Origin of the sequence: Streptomyces gamaensis, from assembly GCF_042656465.1 — a bacterium.
GTDB lineage: Bacteria > Actinomycetota > Actinomycetes > Streptomycetales > Streptomycetaceae > Streptomyces > Streptomyces gamaensis.
Genome location: NZ_JBHSPB010000011.1, coordinates 73,158 through 91,986, shown reverse-complemented (window position 1 = coordinate 91,986; position 18,829 = coordinate 73,158). Strand labels below are relative to the sequence as shown.

At 70.7% G+C, this 18,829-nt stretch carries 14 protein-coding genes; 9 read left to right on the top strand and 5 right to left on the bottom strand.

The window, feature by feature from the left end; translation table 11 throughout:
• Positions 1-3 precede the first annotated feature (3 nt).
• The 7 genes from ACFP1Z_RS19135 (at position 4) to ACFP1Z_RS19105 (ending at position 8,260) form a co-directional block, all read left to right on the top strand.
• The gene (locus tag ACFP1Z_RS19135) at positions 4-468 is read left to right on the top strand and encodes a GPW/gp25 family protein (protein ID WP_390317667.1); all 465 of its coding nucleotides are present in this window, start codon (positions 4-6) and stop codon (positions 466-468) included.
• Positions 455-2,419 carry a putative baseplate assembly protein gene (locus tag ACFP1Z_RS19130; protein WP_390317666.1) on the top strand — a complete coding sequence of 655 codons (1,965 nt, stop codon included), beginning with the start codon at positions 455-457 and terminating at the stop codon, positions 2,417-2,419. The genes ACFP1Z_RS19135 and ACFP1Z_RS19130 overlap by 14 nt, the downstream gene beginning before the upstream one ends.
• A 49-nt stretch (positions 2,420-2,468) precedes the next feature.
• Positions 2,469-3,107 (top strand): hypothetical protein, encoded by a 639-nt coding sequence (locus ACFP1Z_RS19125; protein WP_390317665.1) that lies wholly within the window; start codon positions 2,469-2,471, stop codon positions 3,105-3,107.
• Between the two features lie 599 nt (positions 3,108-3,706).
• Positions 3,707-4,732 carry an NADase-type glycan-binding domain-containing protein gene (locus ACFP1Z_RS19120; protein ID WP_390317664.1) on the top strand — a complete coding sequence of 342 codons (1,026 nt, stop codon included), beginning with the start codon at positions 3,707-3,709 and terminating at the stop codon, positions 4,730-4,732.
• Positions 4,729-6,063 carry a COG1470 family protein gene (locus tag ACFP1Z_RS19115; RefSeq protein WP_390317663.1) on the top strand — a complete coding sequence of 445 codons (1,335 nt, stop codon included), beginning with the start codon at positions 4,729-4,731 and terminating at the stop codon, positions 6,061-6,063. Before ACFP1Z_RS19120 ends, ACFP1Z_RS19115 begins: the two co-directional genes overlap by 4 nt.
• A 33-nt stretch (positions 6,064-6,096) precedes the next feature.
• A complete protein-coding gene (locus ACFP1Z_RS19110; RefSeq protein WP_390317662.1) occupies positions 6,097-6,750 on the top strand; it encodes a Pvc16 family protein in 654 nt (217 codons plus the stop codon).
• Between the two features lie 28 nt (positions 6,751-6,778).
• Positions 6,779-8,260: a hypothetical protein gene (locus ACFP1Z_RS19105; RefSeq protein WP_390317661.1), complete on the top strand. Its 1,482-nt coding sequence runs from the start codon at positions 6,779-6,781 to the stop codon at positions 8,258-8,260.
• A gap of 62 nt (positions 8,261-8,322) precedes the next feature.
• On the opposite strand, the gene ACFP1Z_RS19100 is transcribed toward ACFP1Z_RS19105, so the two are convergent.
• On the bottom strand, positions 8,323-9,897 hold the full coding sequence (locus tag ACFP1Z_RS19100; protein WP_390317660.1) for a hypothetical protein: 1,575 nt from the start codon (positions 9,895-9,897) through the stop codon (positions 8,323-8,325).
• A 177-nt stretch (positions 9,898-10,074) separates the two neighbouring features.
• Entirely contained in the window at positions 10,075-12,039 is a 1,965-nt protein-coding gene (locus ACFP1Z_RS19095) for an ATP-binding protein (protein ID WP_390317659.1), read from the bottom strand.
• Positions 12,040-12,340: 301 nt separating this feature from the next.
• On the opposite strand from ACFP1Z_RS19095, the gene ACFP1Z_RS19090 reads away from it, so the two are divergent.
• The gene (locus ACFP1Z_RS19090; RefSeq protein WP_390317658.1) at positions 12,341-13,732 is read left to right on the top strand and encodes a cytochrome P450; all 1,392 of its coding nucleotides are present in this window, start codon (positions 12,341-12,343) and stop codon (positions 13,730-13,732) included.
• Here the strand turns inward: ACFP1Z_RS19090 and ACFP1Z_RS19085 are convergent.
• Together ACFP1Z_RS19085 and uppS are read right to left on the bottom strand one after the other, a co-directional pair.
• Positions 13,723-14,775 carry a terpene synthase family protein gene (locus tag ACFP1Z_RS19085; protein ID WP_390317657.1) on the bottom strand — a complete coding sequence of 351 codons (1,053 nt, stop codon included), beginning with the start codon at positions 14,773-14,775 and terminating at the stop codon, positions 13,723-13,725. The two genes, ACFP1Z_RS19090 and ACFP1Z_RS19085, sit on opposite strands and share 10 nt — an antisense overlap.
• A 36-nt stretch (positions 14,776-14,811) precedes the next feature.
• Positions 14,812-15,552 (bottom strand): polyprenyl diphosphate synthase, encoded by a 741-nt coding sequence (gene uppS / locus ACFP1Z_RS19080; protein WP_390317656.1) that lies wholly within the window; start codon positions 15,550-15,552, stop codon positions 14,812-14,814.
• 558 nt (positions 15,553-16,110) lie between these two features.
• On the opposite strand from uppS, the gene ACFP1Z_RS19075 reads away from it, so the two are divergent.
• Positions 16,111-16,860 (top strand): hypothetical protein, encoded by a 750-nt coding sequence (locus tag ACFP1Z_RS19075; RefSeq protein WP_390317655.1) that lies wholly within the window; start codon positions 16,111-16,113, stop codon positions 16,858-16,860.
• A 77-nt stretch (positions 16,861-16,937) separates the two neighbouring features.
• On the opposite strand, the gene ACFP1Z_RS19070 is transcribed toward ACFP1Z_RS19075, so the two are convergent.
• Positions 16,938-18,755, bottom strand: a complete 1,818-nt coding sequence (locus tag ACFP1Z_RS19070; RefSeq protein ID WP_390317654.1) for a chitinase — start codon at positions 18,753-18,755, stop codon at positions 16,938-16,940.
• Positions 18,756-18,829 lie beyond the last annotated feature (74 nt).

Sequence of the window (18,829 nt, the reverse complement as noted above, 5' to 3'; positions counted from 1 at the left end):
GCCGTGTCCGACTTCTTCATCGGCCGCGGCTGGGCCTTCCCGCTGGGTGTCAGCCCCTCGGGCGGGGTGGCGATGGCCGAGGGCTCCGCCGACGTCGAGCAGGCGATCCGGCTGATCCTGGGCACCGAGCCCGGCGAGCGGCCCATGCGGCCCGAGTTCGGCTGCGCGATCCGCGACCGCGTCTTCGGCTCCTTCGACGCCTCGGCGAGCGGGGCCATCGCCCACGAGGTGCGGCGGGCGCTGGAGCGCTGGGAGCCGCGCATCGTCGTCGACGACGTCATCGCCGCGCAGGCCGCCGGGCAGCAGGAAGTGCTGGAGATCCAGATCGCCTACCACCTGGCCGGCACCAACAGCCGCCGCAACCTGGTCCATCCGTTCTATGTGATCCCCGCCCACGAGGGCGAGGGACCCGACCGTTCCGAGCAGGCGGGCACCGTCCCGCAGGGGGATGACCATGCCGCTGCCTAGCCCCAACCTCGACGACCGCCGTTTCCAGGACCTCGTCGACGACGCCAAGCGCTTCATCCAGCGGCGCTGCCCGGAGTGGACGGACCACAACGTCTCCGACCCGGGCGTCGCGCTCATCGAGGCGTTCGCGCAGATGGTGGACCAGCTGTCGTACCGGCTCAACCGGGTACCGGAGAAAATCCACTTGGGGTTCCTGGACCTGCTGGGCGTGCAGATGACGGCGCCTCAGGCGGCGCGTACGGAGCTGACGTTCCGGCTCTCCGCCCCGCAGGAGGCGGAGGTGACGGTGCCCGTCGGCGCCGAGGTGGCCACGCCGCGTACGGGCAGCGGGCCCGCGCGCGTGTTCACCGTCAGCCGGCAACTCGACATCGTGCCCACCGCGCTGGCACACATCGGCTCCGCCCCGGCCGGGCAGACGCCCGAACTCGCCACCGAGCGCTTCGAGTCGGGCGAGCCGGTGACGTGCTTCACGGAGCCGCCGGTGCCGGGCGACGCCCTCCTGGTGGGGCTGACGCAGGCGGCGCCGCGCTGCGCGGTGACGCTGCGCGTGGACTGCCGTATGGACGGTGTGGGCGTGGACCCGCGCCGCCCGCCGCGCGTGTGGGAGGCGTGGTGCGGCGAGGGCTGGCTGCCCTGCGAGGTGGAGAGCGACAGCACGGGCGGGCTGAACCGGCCCGGCGAGATCGTCCTGCACCTGCCCGACGGGCATGTGCCCTCGCTCATCGGGCGGCGCCGCGCCGGCTGGCTGCGCTGCCGCATGACCGAGGCGGCGCCGGGGCAGCCCGCCTACTCCTCCTCCCCCAAGGTCGCCACCCTGGAGGCGTACACCTCGGGCGGGACCACGGGCGCGGTCGAGGGCGAGACGATCCCGCACGACGAACTCGGCGTCTCCGACGGCACGCCGGGGCAGTGCTTCACCCTGCACCGCACGCCCGTCGTCGCCGGTTCGCTGCGCGCGGTGGCGGTGGAGACCAAGGCCGGGCGGCAGGTGTGGAAGGCGGTGGAGTCGTTCGCGGACTCCTCGCCGACCGACCGGCACGTCACCGTCGACGAGGCCGGCGGCACGGTCCGCTTCGGCCCGTCGGTGCGGCAACCGGACGGCGAGATGCGGCAGTACGGGGCGGTGCCCGAGATCGGTGCCCGGATCACGGCGGGCGCCTACCGGCGCGGCGGCGGGCGCGGCGGCAATGTCGCCACGGCCACACTGACCGTGCTGCGCACCCCGATCTCACTGATCTCCCATGTGGAGAACCGCAAGCCCGCGACCGGCGGCGTGGACGCCGAGTCGGTGGACAGCGTGCGGCAGCGGGCCGGGCACTGGCTGCGCACCCAGGACCGGGCGGTGACCGCGTCCGACTACGAGTCGATCGTGCGCGCCGCGTGCCGGGAGGCGGGCCGCATCGAGTGCGTGGCCGAACCGGCGGGCTCCGAACGCGCCGGTCTCGTAAGGGTGTTGATCGTCCCGCAGATCGGTGACGTGCGGGACGAGAACAGCTGGCGGGACCTGGTGCCCTCCGAGGAGATGCTGTCCGCCGCCGCGCGGGCGGTGGAGGAGGCCCGGCCGCTGGGTGTGACGGTGTCGGTCAGCGGGCCCGCGTACCAGGGCGTCACGGTCGTCGCCGAGATCGAGGCGGCCAAGGGCGCGGACCGGGCCGAGGTCAAGGAGCGGGTGCTGCGCGCGCTCTACGAGTGCCTGAGCCCGCTGCCCTCCGACTCCGGCTCCGGCACGGGCAGCCGTTCCGGCTGGCCGCTGGGCCGGGCGCTGCGGCTGAGCGACCTGTACGCGGTCGCCGCCCGCTGCGAGGACGTGGAGTCGGTGAGCCGGCTGGAGATGTACCCCGCCGACCTCGGCACCGGTGAGCGGCAGGCCGCCACCGACCGGATCGACGTGGGTCCGGCGACGCTGTTCCTCTCCTTCCGCCACCAGGTGGCCGTGAAGAACGCCCGCTAGACCGCTGGAAGAAGAGCCACCGGAAGAAGAGGGAAGAAGAGAACGACTGATGGAGAGACTGCCCGCGGCGGCACCCGCACCGGTACCGGCCGTGCCCCCCGTGCCGCCGCTGGTGCCCGGGAGCCGGTCGCTGCGCGCGATCCTGCCGGAGAGCTACCGGCAGGGTGACTTCGCCGACCGGTTCATCGCCGGTTTCGACGACACGCTCGCCCCGCTGATCACCGCACTGGACTGCTTGGACGCCTATTTCGACCCGAGTACCGCGCCCGACGACTTCGTCACGTGGATGCTCGGCTGGAGCGACACCGCGCTGCCCGCCTGCGTCGGTACGACGGGCCGGCGCAACGCCCTGCTGCTCGGGCACCGTCTGCACGGTCTGCGCGGCACCCGCTCCGGACTCGACCTGCTGGTGCGGTACGTGCTGGGCGGACGCCTGGAGCTCGCCGAGTCGGGGGCCACGCACGTGGCGTCCGGCCCGGAGGACCCCTCGGTGCCCGCGCCGACGGGCAGTTGGGCGCGAGTGCGGGTGCTGCTGCCGTACGGGATGTCGGCGGGCCGCCCCGGAGTGGTGGAGGACGTCGAGGAGTTGGTGCGGGAGTGGCTGCCCGCGCACCTGACGGCCGTGGTGACGGTCGAGGACGACGAGGACCCGCTGCTCGTGCGGGGCATGACGGGGGGTGAGGGCTGATGGGCACCGACTCCTCCGCCCGCCGGGGCTGGCACATGCCCAGCGAGCAGGACATGTGCGGCAGTTGCGGGGTGGTGGCGTACCCGGGCGAGATGTTCTGCGTGTCGTGCGGCGCGTATCTGGGATGGGACGCGACCGGGGGGTCGCCGGTGCTGCGGGAGGGTGCGGCGCGCCCGGCGCAGGGAGCGGTGCCGCCTGCGGGGGGCGGTACGGGTCCGGGGTCCGCGCGGTCCGGCGGTGCGGGTCCGTCCTCCGCGACCTCCGGGGGCGGTTCCGGCCGGCCCGGGTCCGCACAGCCCGGGTCCGTACAGTCCGGGTCCGCACAGTCCGGCTCCGGAGCGCCCGGGTCCAGGCGGCACGCCGCGTCCGGCTTCGACGGCGCGGACGACTACGGCTTCGCGGGCGCGGGGCGCTCCGGTTCGGGGCAACCGGCGTTCGGAGCGGGGGGCGACGGTTTCTCCGGGACGGCCACCGGGCGGCACCGGTCGGCTGCGCCGGGCTTCGGTGACCTCGGTGACGTCGGTGGCCCGGGCCCGGCGGCGGCCGGGCGCGGTGGTTCCGGCGGGCCCGGGGGGCCTCCGTTCGTCGGTTCCCCGCCCATGGGTCCCGGCGGCGGTCCCCCCGGACCGCCCCCGCAGGACCTCTCCTGGGCCGACCCCCTCTTCGCGCCCCTGCCGACGGAGCCCGCGCCCCACACGGCCCGGCCCCAACCCGGGGGCCGCCTGCCCGACTTCGGCGGCGCCGAGCCGTACCCCACGTTCGCGGGAGCGCCCGGCACCGAGCCCGCGGCGGCGCGCACCCAGGTCATCAGCGGTGAGGTCGTCATGTGGACGAACCCGGCCGAGGAGGAGCCCGGCGCGGACGCGTCCACGCCCCCGGGCGGGGTGCCGTACGTGCTGGAGTGCCCGGAGTGCGGCGGGCCGAACGCGGAGTCGCGTACGTACTGCCACCCCTGCGGTGCCCTGCTGCGTCCCGAGCCCGAGGAGGAGGAACCTCCGCTGACCCGCTGGGAGCGGCTGCGCGAGCGGTGCTTCGACCGGCCGGAGGTGTGGCACTGGGACCGCCGCTGGGGCGTCGCGCTGGCGGCGCTGCCGCTGTGCCTGGTCGCCGGGGTGTCGGCGGGCAGCGCGGTGGCGGCCGCGCACGACGCCGTACCGAGGATCAAGGACCGTTTCCTGTCGCAGCACGCCGTCACCCCCGACGCGGTGGCCGCCTCCAGCTCGGCGAAGGGTTTCGAACCGGAACTGGCCACCGACGGAGTCGACAACCGGGCGTGGGCGCCGCAGGGCAGCGGCAAGGACGCCGTCGGCCAGTACTGGACGGCCAAGTTCAACTCCCCGTTCCGGCTGACCTCGCTCCTGATCATCAACGGGGCCGCCAAGGCCCCCAAACAGTTCGCCGAGACCGGAAGGCCCACGAAGATCAAGGTGACCGCGACCACGGGGCAGGGCACGGTGGAGAAGGAGATCGAGCTGGGCGGACAGCCCGGCCCGCAGCGTTTCGACCTGGGCATCGACGACGTCACCCAGGTACGGGTGACGATCGAGGCGATCAACCCGGGCCTCAAACCGGACATGCCGGTCGCCATGGCCGAGATCCAGTTCTTCAGCCGGCAGGACTCATGAGCGTACGTGCCGAACTCACCGTCCCCGAGGACGTCATCACCCCCGGCGGTTCGATCACCGCCCATCTGCGGGTGTGGAACGAGAGCCGGATCGTCGACGCCTACCGGCTGCGGCTGCTCGGGCCGCCCGCCGGCTGGCCCGACATCGACGCGCAACTGGGCAGGCTGCCCGTCTACCCCGGCAACCACGAGAAGATCAACATTCCGCTGACGCTGCCGCGTGACAGCGAACTCGCCCCCGGCAGACTGACGTTCGCGGTACGGGTCGCCTCCGTGGAGGACCCGGCGGCCGTGGCCGTGCCCGAAGCCGTCATCAACGTGGGCGAGTTCCACGACCTGGCGGTCGAAACGGTGCGCTCGCGGGTGGGCGGGGCCCTGTGGAGCAGCAACCTGATCGTGCTGGAGAACACCGGCAACACCACGACGGCCGTACGGCTGCGCGTGGCGCCGGAAGCCGACGACGCGCTCGTACGGCCGAAACTGCGGCGGGCCCGGCTGACCCTCGAACCGGGCGAACAGGCCCGGATCAGCATCATGACGCGCGTGACGAACCCGAAGTTCACGGGCGCGGCGACCCCCTGGAAGATCGGGGTCACCGCCGGCTGGGACGACGGGCAGGAACGCACCGTCTCCTACGTCCACCGGCAGCACCCGCTCGTCCCCAAGCCCGTGCTGAAGGCGCTCATCGCGGTGACGGCAGTCCTGATCACGCTCGTGACCCTGTGGTTCTCCCCGGTGGGCGGCAAGAAGCCGGAGGCGAAGACCGAGACGGCGAAGGGGCCCACGCAGCAGGAGGAGGTGAAGGAAGCGGAGAAGAAGGCCGAGGACAAGAAGAAGCAGGACGAGGAGAAGAAAAAAAAGGACGAGGAGAAGAAGAAGGAGGACGAGAAGAAGGCGGAGGCCGAGAAGGGCGCCCTGGAGAAGAAGCCGTTCCAGAAGTCGCTCGCCCTGGACACGAAGAAGAACAAGTCCAGTGACTCCTACACGGTGGCAAAGGGCTACCGGCTGGCGATCAAGACAGTGAAGATGAGCGCCTCCGGACCGGACAACGCCACGGTCTTCCTCAAGGCCGGCAGCGAGCAGTTGCAGAGCACGAACGTCAAGAACATCAAGGACTACACGCCGGCGGCGCCGCGCTCCCTCAAGGAGGGCCAAAAGCTGACCGTGCAGGTGGACTGCCCTGTCAACGCCCCCAACCCGAACCCTTCCCCCTCCGGCTCGCCCTCCGCTCCCCCTGCGGCGACCTGCAACGTCACAGCGGAGGTCGTCGGCGACCTGATCCCGCTGAAGGGCCCGAACGCCGAGCCGGAAACGCCCCCGGCCTCCTCCTGACCACACCCCCGTTCCACCATCGGAGTCCGAAAGTTGAGCATCGTCCAGCACGTAGACAGCACCCTTGAAAAGGAGTTGCGGCGCGGCCCCCTGAGCGGCGTGAACGCCGAAGTCGCCTTCGAGACGCCGAACTCCGACTGGGCCGCGCGGCGCTCGGGCCTGTGCGTCAACCTCTTCCTCCACAGCGTCGAGGAGGACCTCACCCAGCGGCAGACCGGCGACTCCAGCGTCATCGACGAACACGGCGTCGTCGTCGCCTACCACCGCCCCACCCGCTGGTTCAAGCTCGGCTACGCCCTCACGGTCTGGGCCCAGAACCCGCGCGACGAACACAGCCTCCTCGGCACGCTGCTGGAGTGGTCCGTCACCACGGAGAAACTCGCCCCCTACCGCGACGCGACGGCCGGCCCCCTGATCCTCAAACTCCGCGAGACCCCGGAGGGGGCGGAACCCCTCTCCGCCAAACTCTGGTCGAGCCTGGGCACTCCGCCCCGCCCCGTCCTGGACCTGCTGGTGACCGTTCCCGTCGTCGGCACGTCCACGACGGTGGAAACCGAGCCGATCAAGGGCGTCACCCTGCGGGCGGGGCGACTGGACCCGCCGATCGTGGCGGAGGAGCCGCCGGCCCGTCCGCCGCGGCCGCGCGGGACGCGGCGGCCGCGGCGGAATGTCGAGGAGATCGGCTGATGCGCCCGCACCTTCCTGGAGACAGATGATGTTCTCGCGCAAGCCGAGCCGCCAGGCACGCCCGGCCGTATCGGCACCGGTCCAGCATCGCCATCTGCTCGACGAGGAGGCGGAGCGCAAGGACACCTGGCACCGGCAGAGCCTCCTGCAACTCAGCCATCCTCATCTGACCGCACTGCAGTTGTGGGCACTGGGCAAAGCGACATTCGCCCATGCGCTGGACCGATCGGAGCTGGAGAAGGACGGCAATGTCGTCACCCAACGGAACATCGGGATCGAGCTGGAGGAGCAGCGCTGGAGAGTGACCGACGCGAGCGGGGCGAAAGTCCCCACGAAGACGGTCATCATCAAGCGCCCGCACTTCGAACTCCAGGCGGAGAGCTCGGGCGACACCGTGTCCGTCCTGGAGATGGTCACCGACTCGCCGGGGGTCACCCGGGCCGAGGAATGGCTGGCTATGAAGCGCGAAATGTGCGCTCTGATTGACGAGTTGAAGGCATCGGCGGGCAGCAAGAAGCGTGCGGTCAAGTCCGGCAAGCTCGTCGGCGGGGCCCCGGGGTATCTCATCCACCCGCCACAGCTTCCGGGAAAGGCAGCGGCCTGGAACCCCTTCCTCCAGGTCACTGCCGGGATTCCGCTGGCTGCCATCCCCCGACTGCTGCGCACCCTCAACGACGACCGACTGGCCACGGTCGTGCCGCCCGGCGTCCATGCCGAGGAGAAGCTGGCACGTCACCTCGCCCCAGTGTTCAGCAGGGACGGCCAGCCCTCAGCCGAACTCACAGGGCTGGCCGCCCTACTGGCCGCCATGCTGACCGAAGGAGCCTCACGCGGCTGCTCCAGCATCCCCTTCCTCAAGGGTGCGTTCGCCGTGATGCCGCGCACTGCCCTCCCGCACATGTTCATGCTGCTGCCCGCGGCGGACCGTGAGCTGCTGGCGCCGAACCCCGACGCATGGGTCGAGGCACTGGCCCGGATCAGCGGACGGTCTCCCGATGAGCCGGTCGTCTCCCCGTCGCTGGCCGCCCCGGGGACGACGCTGCCCGTCGCGCGGCTGACCACCAGCGTTGACACGTGGCTGCGCGCCATGCTTCCGCGCGTCACGGACCAAGGACTGTCCGCCGGTGTCGACCTCCTGACGGTCGAAGGAAAGCTGGCGGGTCTCTCCGACGACAGCGCCCGCGGCCGGGCGGCGGCTCTCTCCCGCGATGTCTCCGTGCAGTCCCCTTCGGACAACGCGTTCTCGCCCGTCTCGGTCCCCCAAGAGCCCGAACAGCTCCAGGAGTTGCTGAACCAGCTCCACAGGCTGCACGACGCGGGCTCGCTGGGCGGGCTCGGCGCCGTGCACGACACGGTGAAGTACTCCGGTGGCCACTCGCTGCCGGCCGCGGTGCTGGAGATTCGCCGCCCTGCCGAGAAGTCCTGGGCGCAGTACATGGACAGCTACCTCGACCGTGTCTACCAGGCAGTCGGTGACAGTCTGGCCGCGGTGGGCGGTTCGGGAAGGTGAACCGGCACATGCGATAGGGCGGGGCCGGACTCCCGGCCCCGCCCTACCACATCCACTCGGATTCAGGCCCGTGCGCGCACCGCCGCATTCACCCGAGCCCCCAACTCCAGCACCGCACTCCGCAAACCGTCCTTGCCCGTGATGCCGAGCGTACGGCCGTAGACCCCCGTCGCGATCTCGGACTTGTCCTCGGCGGAAGCCGCCGCGTACCACTCGTGGCTGCCCCGCATCGACAGCAGCGTGCCGTCGGCGGAGCTGATCTCCTCCAACTGGGTGAGGAGGGCGAGCTGTTCATCCGGCAGTGAGGCGCCGGTGGCGTCCAGGGCGCGGCGGGCGGCGGCCATCATGCGCTGGAGGTACTTGGCGCTGCGGTAGAACGCCTCGCCGGCGTCACCGTAGTGCTTCAAGTCCTTGAGCAGGTCGCCGAGTTGTTCGTTGAAGGACTGCAGGTAGTGCGCGCCGGTGACCTTCACGTCGCTCTTGGCCTGTTTGCCGACGACGTCGAGGACGGCGCCCTGCGAGTGGTAGGCCTCCATGGCGTGCCACAGGGAGTAGCTGGTCGCGGCCCGGATATCCAGGGCGAGGGCGTCGGAGGGTGCTTTCTCGTAGCGTTTCTGGGCGGCGCTGAGGCGCGCGGCGTGTTCGGCGTAGATGAGGTTGCGGGCGCGGACGACGGCGTCGGGACGGGAGTGTTCGAGTTCCTCGATGTAGGCCTCGTCGGTCGTTCCGGGCCGTACGTGCGCGGTCTCCTCGCGCAGCCGCCCGGCGAGTTCGGCCGTGGCGCGGCGGTGGACGGTGTCGGCGGCGCGGTGGCGGCGCAGGGTGTCGGCGCGCGCGCTGTCCGGTACGAGGGCCGCCAGCTGCTCCACGTACGCCTGCCATTCGGCGGCGTCCATGTACTTGCGGAGTTTGGTGAGGGCCGCGATGTCCTGGTCGACCTGGGCGAGGGCCCGGGCCACGGGGTCGCGTGGTTCGACGATGCCGGTGTCGGGCTGTTCGGGGCTGAGTTTGCGGCCGCCGTCCGCCTCCCAGGTGCCGTCCTCCTTCTGTTTCCAGGAGCGGGCCCGGCGCGCGTCCCCCTTCACCGGCGTCAGCAGTTCGCTGTCGTTCCAGAGCAGTCCGGGGGTGCCGGGGGCGTAGGGGAAGGCGAAGTTGCCGCGTTCGGGCATGAAGTCCTTGACGTAGAGGTTCACGTCGAAGACGGTGGCCGATTCCTTGCCCCACTCGCGGCGGAAGGACTCGTTGAACTCCGCGACCGCCTGCGCGGCGCCGGGACCGCTGACGGTGATGTCGTAGTCGGAGGTGGGGTTGGCGCTGCCGACGGAGCGGATCCGCAACTGCGGGTATACGGCGCGCAGTTGGAGGAGCTTGGCGTCGATGTAGACCTTGCGGTAGTGGAACAGGCTCCACATGCGGTCGGGCGCCTGGCCGGAGCCGCCGTAGCGCTCCTTCGCCGTCACCCAGTCGTTGTCGGCGGCTTCGAGCAGTCGGCGTGCCTGCTCGAAGGGGGTGCCGGTGGCGGCGGCCGGGTCCAGTCCGGGCGCCATCGTGCCGGGTGGGCGCACGGCCGGCTGCTGAGCAGAGAGGCGGCGCGCGGCGGCGGTCCGGAGCGGTGCTTCGGGGCGTGTCTCGGTCATCGTCGGGTCACCTGCGGGTACGCGGAGGGGCGGTCGGGTCGGTGAGGGCGATCCGGGTCGGTCGGGTCAGCCGGGTCGGTCGGGGCGATCGGGCCAATCGGGTCGGTCGGGTCGATCGGGTCGATCGGGGCGGTCGGGGCGGTCGGGGCGCCTCGGGCTGCGTAACGCCGTGAACGCCTAGACCTCCGCCCGCGTGAAGAGGCGCCCCAGCTTCCCGTACTCCGTCTCGACCCCTCGCAGCAGATCCTCGCCGGTCAGCGGGCGCTCCGCGGCGACGGCCGCGAAGACGGCGCTCTCGACGCAGGCCCGGATGCTGCCGCCGGCCAGGTCGTACGCCTCGGCGATGGTCTCGATGGGCAGGCCTTCGGCGGCCTCGCCGAGGAGGGAGCGCCACAGGACGGCGCGGACCTCGGGGCCGGGGCTCTCGAAGTGGACGACTTCGTCGAAGCGGCGGGTGAAGGCGGTGTCGATGTTGGCGCGGAGGTTGGTGGTGAGGATCGCGAGGCCGTTGAAGGCTTCGAGGCGTTGCAGCAGGTAGCCGCTCTGCATGTTGGCGTGGCGGTCGTTGGAGCCCTTGACCTCGCCCCGCTTGGCGAACATGGAGTCGGCCTCGTCGAAGAGGACGACGGCGTCGAGGGCGTCGGCGGCGGAGAAGATGCGTTCCAGGTTCTTCTCGGTCTCGCCGATGTACTTGGAGACGACGGAGGGCAGGCTGACGACGTACAGGTCGAGGCCGAGTTCCGCGGCCACCGCCTCGGCGGTCATGGTCTTGCCGGTGCCGGATTCGCCGGCGAACAGGGCGGTGGTGCCCTGTCCCCGGCCGCCGCCGCGGCGCAGTCCCCAGTCGCGGAAGACGGCCTCCCGGTGGCGGATGCGGGCGACGAGCATGTCGAGGCGGGTGCGCACTTGCTCGGGCAGGACGAGGTCCTGCCAGCCGACGGCGGGGGTGATGTGCCGGGCGAGGGCGCCGAGTTCGGCGGCGGAGCGCAGCCGGGCGGCGGTGTGGACCTCGTCGGGTGCGGGGGTGGTGGCGTTGAGGGCGGCGGCGCGGTGGACGCGTTCGGCGGCCGCCGAGGCGGCGGCGCCGAGCCGGTGGCGGGGGCCGCGGGCGTCGGCGGGGCGCAGGTCGGTCTCCGCGGGCAGGAGGGTGTCCCACTCGTACGCGGCCCAGGCTTCGCTGCCGTACAGCAGGAGCGGCAGCGGTGCTTCGTCGAGGACGGCGACGACGCGCTTGAGCAGTTCGGCGCGGTCGGGTGCGGCGGTGCCGGGCGGGGGCAGGGGGACGAGGACGGCGGCGCCGAGCAGCCGGGCCTCCAGGGCGGTGCGTTCGGCCAGCCGGTCGGGGGTGTCCTCGCCGAGGGCGAGTGCGTCGGGTTCGAGGAGCAGGGGTGTGCGTCCGAGGAGGGCGAGCGCGGCGCGGGCGGCGGGCAGGGCCTCGCCGCCGATGCCCTGCCGCAGGTAGCGGGTACGGTGCGGGTCGTCGGCGACGGCCACCGCCAACTCCCGTGCCTGCTCGTGGTGGTGGCCGTGCGCGTCCTCGGGGTGCTCCGGCAGTACCCGCAGCCAGCGGCTGCCGGCGGTCTGCGCGGTGTCACGACCGGCGTCACGGCTGGCGTCACGGCTGGCGTCGCGGCCGGTGTCGCGGCCGACGAGGAAGTCCAGCAGCCGGTCGGGGACGTTCAGCACGCGCTCGGGGAAGGCCGCCTCGGGGACGCCGTAGGTGACCAGGCCATCGGCCAGCAGGCGCGATCCTTCGCGCAGCAGGCCGTCGGCGATGGCGTCGGGGACGGAGATGCCGTGCACGGACAGGGCGACGGACACGGTGGGCCGGGAGGTGGGCAGCCCGCTCAGGAAGCGGAAGGCGGTGCCGCAGATCGGGTTGATCTCGGGCAGCAGGCAGGTGATCAGCAGGTCCGTCTCGCGTTCGGAGAGCGCGAACTCCCCGGCCAGGGCGGCGAGTCGGTCCCCGTCCGCGGCCAGCTCCGCCAGCCGCTCCGGCTCGGGCCACGGGTACGGGTCGGCGGGGAACGTCTCGGGGTCCGTCTCCGCCTCGTGCGCGTCACCGCCTTCGTGCCGCAGGTAGAGGCGGCGCAGCCGCTCCTCCGCCACCGTGAGTCGTTCCTCGAACAGGCTCTGGGTCATGGGAAAGCGGTGTCCTCCGACGGTCCGGGCACGTGGGCACTTCCCGCCGAGGCTAGACGCGGCCCGGGCAGCGGTCTGTCGACTCCGGTGGATGGTGCGGGGCCGAAAGTTGATCGCCGCGGGAGCGGGCGGACGGCAGGCGGACGGCGGGCGGAGGGGCGCGCGTCGTCCCGCGCGGTGGCGCGGGGACTGCTCCCACGCGCCGTGCGAGGCGGGCATACCGCACGGCGCCGGGGAAAGCATGGAGAGCGTCGCTCGGACGGCGCGTCCGCTGTCCGCGCACCGGGCCCGTGGAGGACAGATGAGGCCAAGCGCTGTGACGCCCGTCCCCCTGGCCCAGGGTTCCTTACCGGTCCTCGGGCACGGGCTGTCCCTGCTCCGTGACCCGCTGGGGTTCGTGTCCGCCCTTCCCGCCCACGGCGATCTGGTACGGATCCGCGTGGGATCGCGAGAGGTCGTCGTGGTGTGCCACCCCGCCCTGACACGTCACGTGCTGCTGGACGACCGCGTCTACGACAAGGGCGGGCCGATGTTCGACAGGCTCCGCGAAGTCGCGGGCAACGGACTGGCGACGTGCCCGTACGCTCTGCACCGGCGTCAACGACGGCTGTGCCAGCCCGCGTTCGCGCCGGGGCGGCTCCCGGGCTACGGCGCGGTGATCGCCGCCAGGGCGCGGGCAGCGGTCGGCTCCTGGCACGACGGCCAGATCATCGATGTGAACCGCGAGATGATGGCCCTGACCCTGCGGATCACGGTGGAGGCGATGTTCGCCACGGGATTCGCACCGGAGGCGGTGGAGCGCGTGCTCGACGACACCGTCACGTACTTCCGGGGCGTCCTGCGGCGGATGATCACGCCTGCGTTCGCCGACCGGATACCGACTCCGGCGAACCGGCGGTACCACCGGGCGCGTGCCCGGCTGCGCCGCGCGGTCGGCGACATCATCGTGGCCCGCAGCGCCGGCGGTGCCGACGGTGCCGACGGTGCCGACCACGGGGATCTCCTGTCGTCCCTGTTGAGCGCAGTGGACCCGGACAGCTGTGACGGCCACCCGGTGCTGAGCGAGGCGGAACTGACCGATGAGGTCCTGACGTTCCTCCTCGCCGGGACGGAGACGACGTCCAGCACGCTCGCGTGGGCACTCCATCTGCTGTCCGGGGACCCGGAGACCGACGACGAGCTCCACGCGGAGGCCGGCAGGGTGTGGGCCGGTTCGTCCGTTGCCTTCTCCTGTCTGCCGTCGCTGGAGACCGCCACCCGTGTGGTCTGCGAGACCCTGCGCCTGTATCCGCCCGCGTGGCTGTTCACCCGCGTCGTGACGGCGGACACCGAGCTCGGCGGGGTGCCGCTCACGGCGGGCACCACGGTCGCCGTCAGCCCGTACCTGATCCACCGTCGTCCGGACCTGTACAAGAACGCGGACGCTTTCGACCCGGGAAGGTGGTGTGCCGCGCCTCCCGACCGTACGTCCTACCTTCCCTTCGGCGCGGGCGCGCGCAAGTGCATCGGCGACCGGCTGGGCATGGCGGCGAGTGTCCTGATCCTGGCCGCCGTCGCCGCCCGCTGGCGGCTGGTCCCCCTCGGCGACGAGCCCGTACGCCCGGCGGTCAAGGCCTCGTTGGGGCCCCGGAACCTGTGGATGCGGGTCGTCGCCCGCGAGCCGGCGGACAGCGGTGCGGTGCGTCAGCCGTGATCCTCGGGCGTCCATGCGGCGTACTGCGGGGCCGTGAGATGCCACCTGATGACCCCTGACACATTGGATCGCAGCATCTCGGTGAAGGGTGCCACGGCGCTCTGTTCACCGGTGGGGAAGCCGACGGCCGACTCCCGGAGCAGCGTCGCGAAGTGTTCCAGGGTCCGGACCTGCTCGTTGCACATGCCGATGACGGTGGAGACCGCCTCGTGGAGGGTCGCCCCGTGCTGTCGCTGGACGATGAGGACAGCGTTCCCGTTGAGGTTCTCCAGGACGGACTCCTTCGCGTACCCCAGGATGTCGTTGACCAAGGCGTTGTGCAGAATGGCCGCCCGGACGGCACCCGCCGCGCACGCGTGCCGGAGAAAACGCGCCCGCGCGTGCACCCCTTGACTCATCAGCGCGAGGAGTACATGGGGCAGCGATCCGTAACTGTCCGGGCGCAGCCAGAGATAGGGCGTCAGCCCGGTGACCCGGCCGAGGGTGTTCTGTGTGGTTTCGAGGACGGACGCTTCCACGGTACGGGCGAACGCGTCGCCGAACTCCTGGCGCCATTCCGTTCCGTGCCGTCGCTCGGTCTCCTCCAGCAGTTCCGCAGTGCAGGTGACGGCTGCTGCCCAGGCTTTCGGCGTCAGCAGCCCGGTTCCGGGGCCGGTGCGGAACAGCCGGGCCAGTTGTTCTCCCAGTTTCCAGGTGCTCTCGTCCTGGCCGGGGCACGCTGTGACGGACTGGTCGAGGATCCATTCCAGAACGAGCCCCAGCCCGAGCCAGCGGTCCATGAGCCACTGTGTTTCCCGTTCCAGCACGTCGGGAAAGTTCAACGCCCGCCATTCGGTGAGCCGGTAGGCGGCGAAGACAACCGGCAGCCTGTTCCGCTGCTCGTCCGTGAGCGGGCCCGCCAAGCCGGTGTCCACGATCCAGGACACCAGCCGCTCCTCGGCGCGGGGATCACCGCTCGCCCGCCGCACCGGGAAGGGACACCACAGCTCCACGGACCGCTTGAGGATGTAGGCGCGGAGTCCGGCAGGATCGTCAACGGTCATCAGGGCACCCCCACGGAATCACACGATGATGGCGTGTCAGCGGCCGAAGCGGCGTCGGCGGCCCGCGTACCACTCCAGGGCCCTCACGAAGTCGTTCCTGGTGAAGTCGGGCCAGGTGGTCCACGTGAAGTACAGCTCCGCGTGAGCGGTCTGCCACGGCATGAATCCGGACAGACGCTGCTCTCCCGACGTGCGGATGACGAGCTCGGGATCGGGCTGCCCCGCAGTGGACAAGTACCGGCTCACCAGGCGCTCCGTGGCAGCGGCTTCGCCCGGTCCCGTACTCAGCAGGCCGTGCCGAGCCATGGCCTGCACCGCCTGCACGATGTCGTGCCTGCCGCAATAGGCGAGAGCGACGTTCAGCGTCGTCCCCTCTCCCCCGGCGGCCTCTTTCATGATGCGGTCGAGCTGTGCTTTGTAGCCGACGGGCAACTGGTCGGTGTCTCCTATGATTCTGACGGGGAAGCGGCGAGAGGCGGAGATGGCCCACAAGCCGGCGCACACCGCTTCGAGAACGGCGGAGACTTCGCCCGGACAACGCCCGAGATTGTCCTGCGAGAGAGCCCACACCGTGGCGTATCGCACCCCAGCCGCATCGCACCATCCCAGCAACTGCTGTACGCGCAGGGCGCCGAGCCGGTATGCCTCGATCAGTGGCCGTCCGTGGACAGCCGCCCAGCGCCGGTTGCCGTCGAGAATGACAGCGACGTGCCTCGGCACCGAAATATCCGCCGATAACCCCGCGTTCTCAGGACCGTTGACCGAATCGCGCAGCACTGACTTCCCTGACATATGCCCCCTCTTTATGCCGCATCAGAAGTGCGCATCGGCGTGTCCCTAAAGTTCCCCGGTCCCGGACGGCTGACACGCGGATAATCCGTAGATTCCCTACGTATTAGCCCGGTTGCCCGGGAGGGGCCCCTTCCGCCCCGGCAACGGACCCGCAAGCCGCTGTCTGTCGGCCCAAGTGGACTGTGCGCCGCCGAAAGTTGACGGTGCCCGGCCACAATCGGTCCTCGGGGCTCTGGCGTCCCGCCGAACTCCTGTGGAGCCTGGGAACCCATGAGCCGCTTCATGATCACGTGACGGACAGCCGGCTGGGAGGAGTTGTACGTCGTGTACGAACCCGCGCAAGAGAAGCTGAAGGCTTCACACGTGTCCCGACGACCGAGCACCACGCGAGGATCGTCTCCGCCGGGGGCACCAGGGGGCAGCACCGCTCATTCCCCGCATCCGCTCCCCCACGCGCGAAGCAGTGCATGGGAGCGCCGACTGGTACGGAACATCCGCAGGAAAGGAGGAAAGAAGGCCTACGACCACATGTACCGTGACGGCGTGCTGTGGCAGGCGAAGGATCCTCACGAAAGCCTGAACGTGGACGAATTGTCCTCGGCCAACATCAAAAGGCTCCGGAGTGCACTCCACCCCCTCCGGAAGGAGGAGCAGGACTTCTACCGGGAATTCCTGGCGGCGAAGTTCTTCGCCACCCACACCACCGGCGGTCCGGTACTGGACGAAGAGAAGCATCTGCTCAACCTGTTCTCGCGGCAGAAGCTGATCGAGCGGGGGGTGAAGTTCAATACCGCGAACTCCCCCCAGGAAGACATCGAGTTGCTGGGCAACGACGACTGCGTCTTCTTCTCGCTGGAGGTCGGCGAGGTGCCCAAGAAGCCCAGCAGCAGGTTCGGTGGACGCACTTTCCGCTTCGATTTCGCTCGCCCGGAGTTCACGGACACCGGGTGGATGAGCCTGGTGGAGATGCGGTTCGCCAGCACTCCGAAACTCCAGGGTCACATACCGGGCCTCCCTCAGGAGGACCACCAGGCCGTGAGCAGGCAGGAGCTCGACCGCTTCGGCATGGTGTTCTCCGGCGGGGACATGATCCGCGGCCTTGGGCTGTCCATCCTGGAGCGCATCCGCGGCATGTCGGACGAGGCGCAGGACACCCTGCTGAACATGCGCGACGAAACGGGCCTGAACAAGCTGGTGAACGGCTTGTTCCGCCCGGAGATCAAGGTGCCCCGGCACTTCTTCTCGACGAACTTCACGCAGGCAGCGGTGAAGAAGGACGACAAGGGGTTCTGATCGCGGGCCCGCAGCGAGGCGCCCCTGCCGTGGAGCAGGGGCGCCTCCCTCCGGTCAAGTGCCCTTGAGCGCAAGGGCTACTTGCCGACCGTCCACTCCTTCGTGTACTGGGCGACGGCCTTGGAGAAGTCGTACTTCTCCTGCTTGGCGCCGCTGCACGCGTTGTCGAACTGCACGGCGCCGTTCTTGCACTGCTGGTCGCGGCCGACGGACCACATCGAGAGCATGCCGATGTTCTTGTCGGCGGCGAACTTCTCGATCTTCTTCATGTCGGCGACGGACACGACGCCCTTGTCGCCGACGCCCTGCCCGCCGTCGCCGTTGTTCTTGCCGATGTTGGGCGTGATGCCGACCATGCGCCACAGCTCGGCGTCGGACTTGTTCGGGAAGAAGTCCTTGAGCTGCTGGTGCAGGTGTTCCCCGGCCATGATGACGGCGTCGCCGTACTTGCCCATGTCGGGGACGGACTGGCCCATCATCATGGCCATCACGTTGACCACGTCGGGCCGCGCGCCGGCGTCGGTGAAGGACTTGAGCACGTTCTTGCCGTCCTGGACCAGGCCGGTGGCCAGGCTCGGGAGCGTGAGGGAGACGTGCAGGGCCTTGCCGCTCTTCTTCGCGTTGTCCTGGAGGATCTTCACAGCCTCGGCGCGCCGCTTGTTGGCGGCGGTGTTGGTCTGGACGGAGCCCTCGACATCGAAGTCGATCTTGTTGATGTTGTAGCGGTCGATGATGCCCTGGTAGGTCTTCGCCAGTTCCTGGGCGGACTTGTGGTCGACCGCGAGCTCGTGGCCGTTCTCACCGCCGAAGGAGATGGCGACGTCGCCGCCGGCCTTGCGCAGGTCGGCGATCTGTTGGGCCATATGCTGGGCCGGGGTGAGGGCGTCGCTGCCCCAGCGCGGCAGGCCCTTGCCCTGGGTGTCGCCGACGACGAAGCCGAGGACGAACTGCTTGATGCCGGTGTCCTTGGAGATCTGCGCGAGGTCGGGCGTCGGGTAGGCGGCCGCGTCGATGAAGGGGGTGGCGCCGCGCCAGGCGGCGGCGGGCTTGCCCGCGTCGACCGGGGGACGGCCGTCGGGGCCGGGCTGGGTGGTGGCGACGGAGACCTTCGCGGAGGCGCCGGCCTTCAGCGGGGCCTTGCCCGTCAGCAGCAGGCGCTTGAGCTCCTTCTGCACCGTGGCCGAGGCGTCGCCCCAGGAGTCGCCGGGCTGGAGCCAGGCTTCGAGGCCGTAGGCGGCGGACCAGGAGGCCAGGTCCTTGGTACCGGTGTTGGTGATGGTGAAGTCGAGCTGGCCGGAGGTGCCCCAGTCCTTGAACTCGGCGCTCATCTTCAGGGACTTGTCGGAGACCCAGGTCTCACCGGGCTTCAGCTCACCGCCGGGCTGGGGGGTGGGCGGCTTCGACGGGTCCGGCGTCGGCGGCTTGGAGGGGTCCGGGGTCGGCGGCTTGCTCGGGTCCGGGCTGGGCGTGGGCGTGCTGCCGCCCTCCTTCCAGGAGGCGCCCTGCACGTCGACGGGCTTGCCGTCGAGCTTGAAGTTGGTCAGCTCGTACGAGGTCTGCTTGCCCGCCAGGTCCACGCCGAAGTTGAACTCGCCGCCCTGGTAGGTGTCCGGGGTGACCGTGACGTGCTTGCCGGAGACCGTGGTCCTGCCCTGGTAGATCTGCGGGACGGCCCCGTCCTTGACGTCGAACTCCAGCTTCCAGCCGGGCTTGGCGCCGGGGATGGTGACGCTGCCGGTGAGCCACCACTGGTTGCCGGACAGCTTGACCTTCACCGCCTGGGCGGAGGAGGACGAGGAGTTGGTGAGGGCGTCGGTGGCGAAGACCGTGGCGGGGACCAGGAGCCCGCAGGTGACCACGCCGGTGGCGACGGCTATGGCCGTGCGCTTGCGCATCTGCATGTGCTGGTGTCGCTTTCGGGTGTGAGGGGTTGGGGGTGGTGCGGTTGGGGGTGGTGCAGTTGGGTGGG

Excerpts from the sequence above, each read along its gene's own strand:
- ACFP1Z_RS19130 (WP_390317666.1), top strand. The coding sequence starts at position 455 with ATGCCGCTGCCTAGCCCCAACCTCGACGACCGCCGTTTCCAGGACCTC.
- ACFP1Z_RS19125 (WP_390317665.1), top strand. The coding sequence starts at position 2,469 with ATGGAGAGACTGCCCGCGGCGGCACCCGCACCGGTACCGGCCGTGCCC.
- ACFP1Z_RS19120 (WP_390317664.1), top strand. The coding sequence starts at position 3,707 with ATGGGTCCCGGCGGCGGTCCCCCCGGACCGCCCCCGCAGGACCTCTCC.
- ACFP1Z_RS19115 (WP_390317663.1), top strand. The coding sequence starts at position 4,729 with ATGAGCGTACGTGCCGAACTCACCGTCCCCGAGGACGTCATCACCCCC.
- ACFP1Z_RS19105 (WP_390317661.1), top strand. The coding sequence starts at position 6,779 with ATGTTCTCGCGCAAGCCGAGCCGCCAGGCACGCCCGGCCGTATCGGCA.
- ACFP1Z_RS19100 (WP_390317660.1), bottom strand. The coding sequence starts at position 9,897 with ATGACCGAGACACGCCCCGAAGCACCGCTCCGGACCGCCGCCGCGCGC.
- ACFP1Z_RS19095 (WP_390317659.1), bottom strand. The coding sequence starts at position 12,039 with ATGACCCAGAGCCTGTTCGAGGAACGACTCACGGTGGCGGAGGAGCGG.
- ACFP1Z_RS19090 (WP_390317658.1), top strand. The coding sequence starts at position 12,341 with ATGAGGCCAAGCGCTGTGACGCCCGTCCCCCTGGCCCAGGGTTCCTTA.
- ACFP1Z_RS19085 (WP_390317657.1), bottom strand. The coding sequence starts at position 14,775 with ATGACCGTTGACGATCCTGCCGGACTCCGCGCCTACATCCTCAAGCGG.
- ACFP1Z_RS19070 (WP_390317654.1), bottom strand. The coding sequence starts at position 18,755 with ATGCGCAAGCGCACGGCCATAGCCGTCGCCACCGGCGTGGTCACCTGC.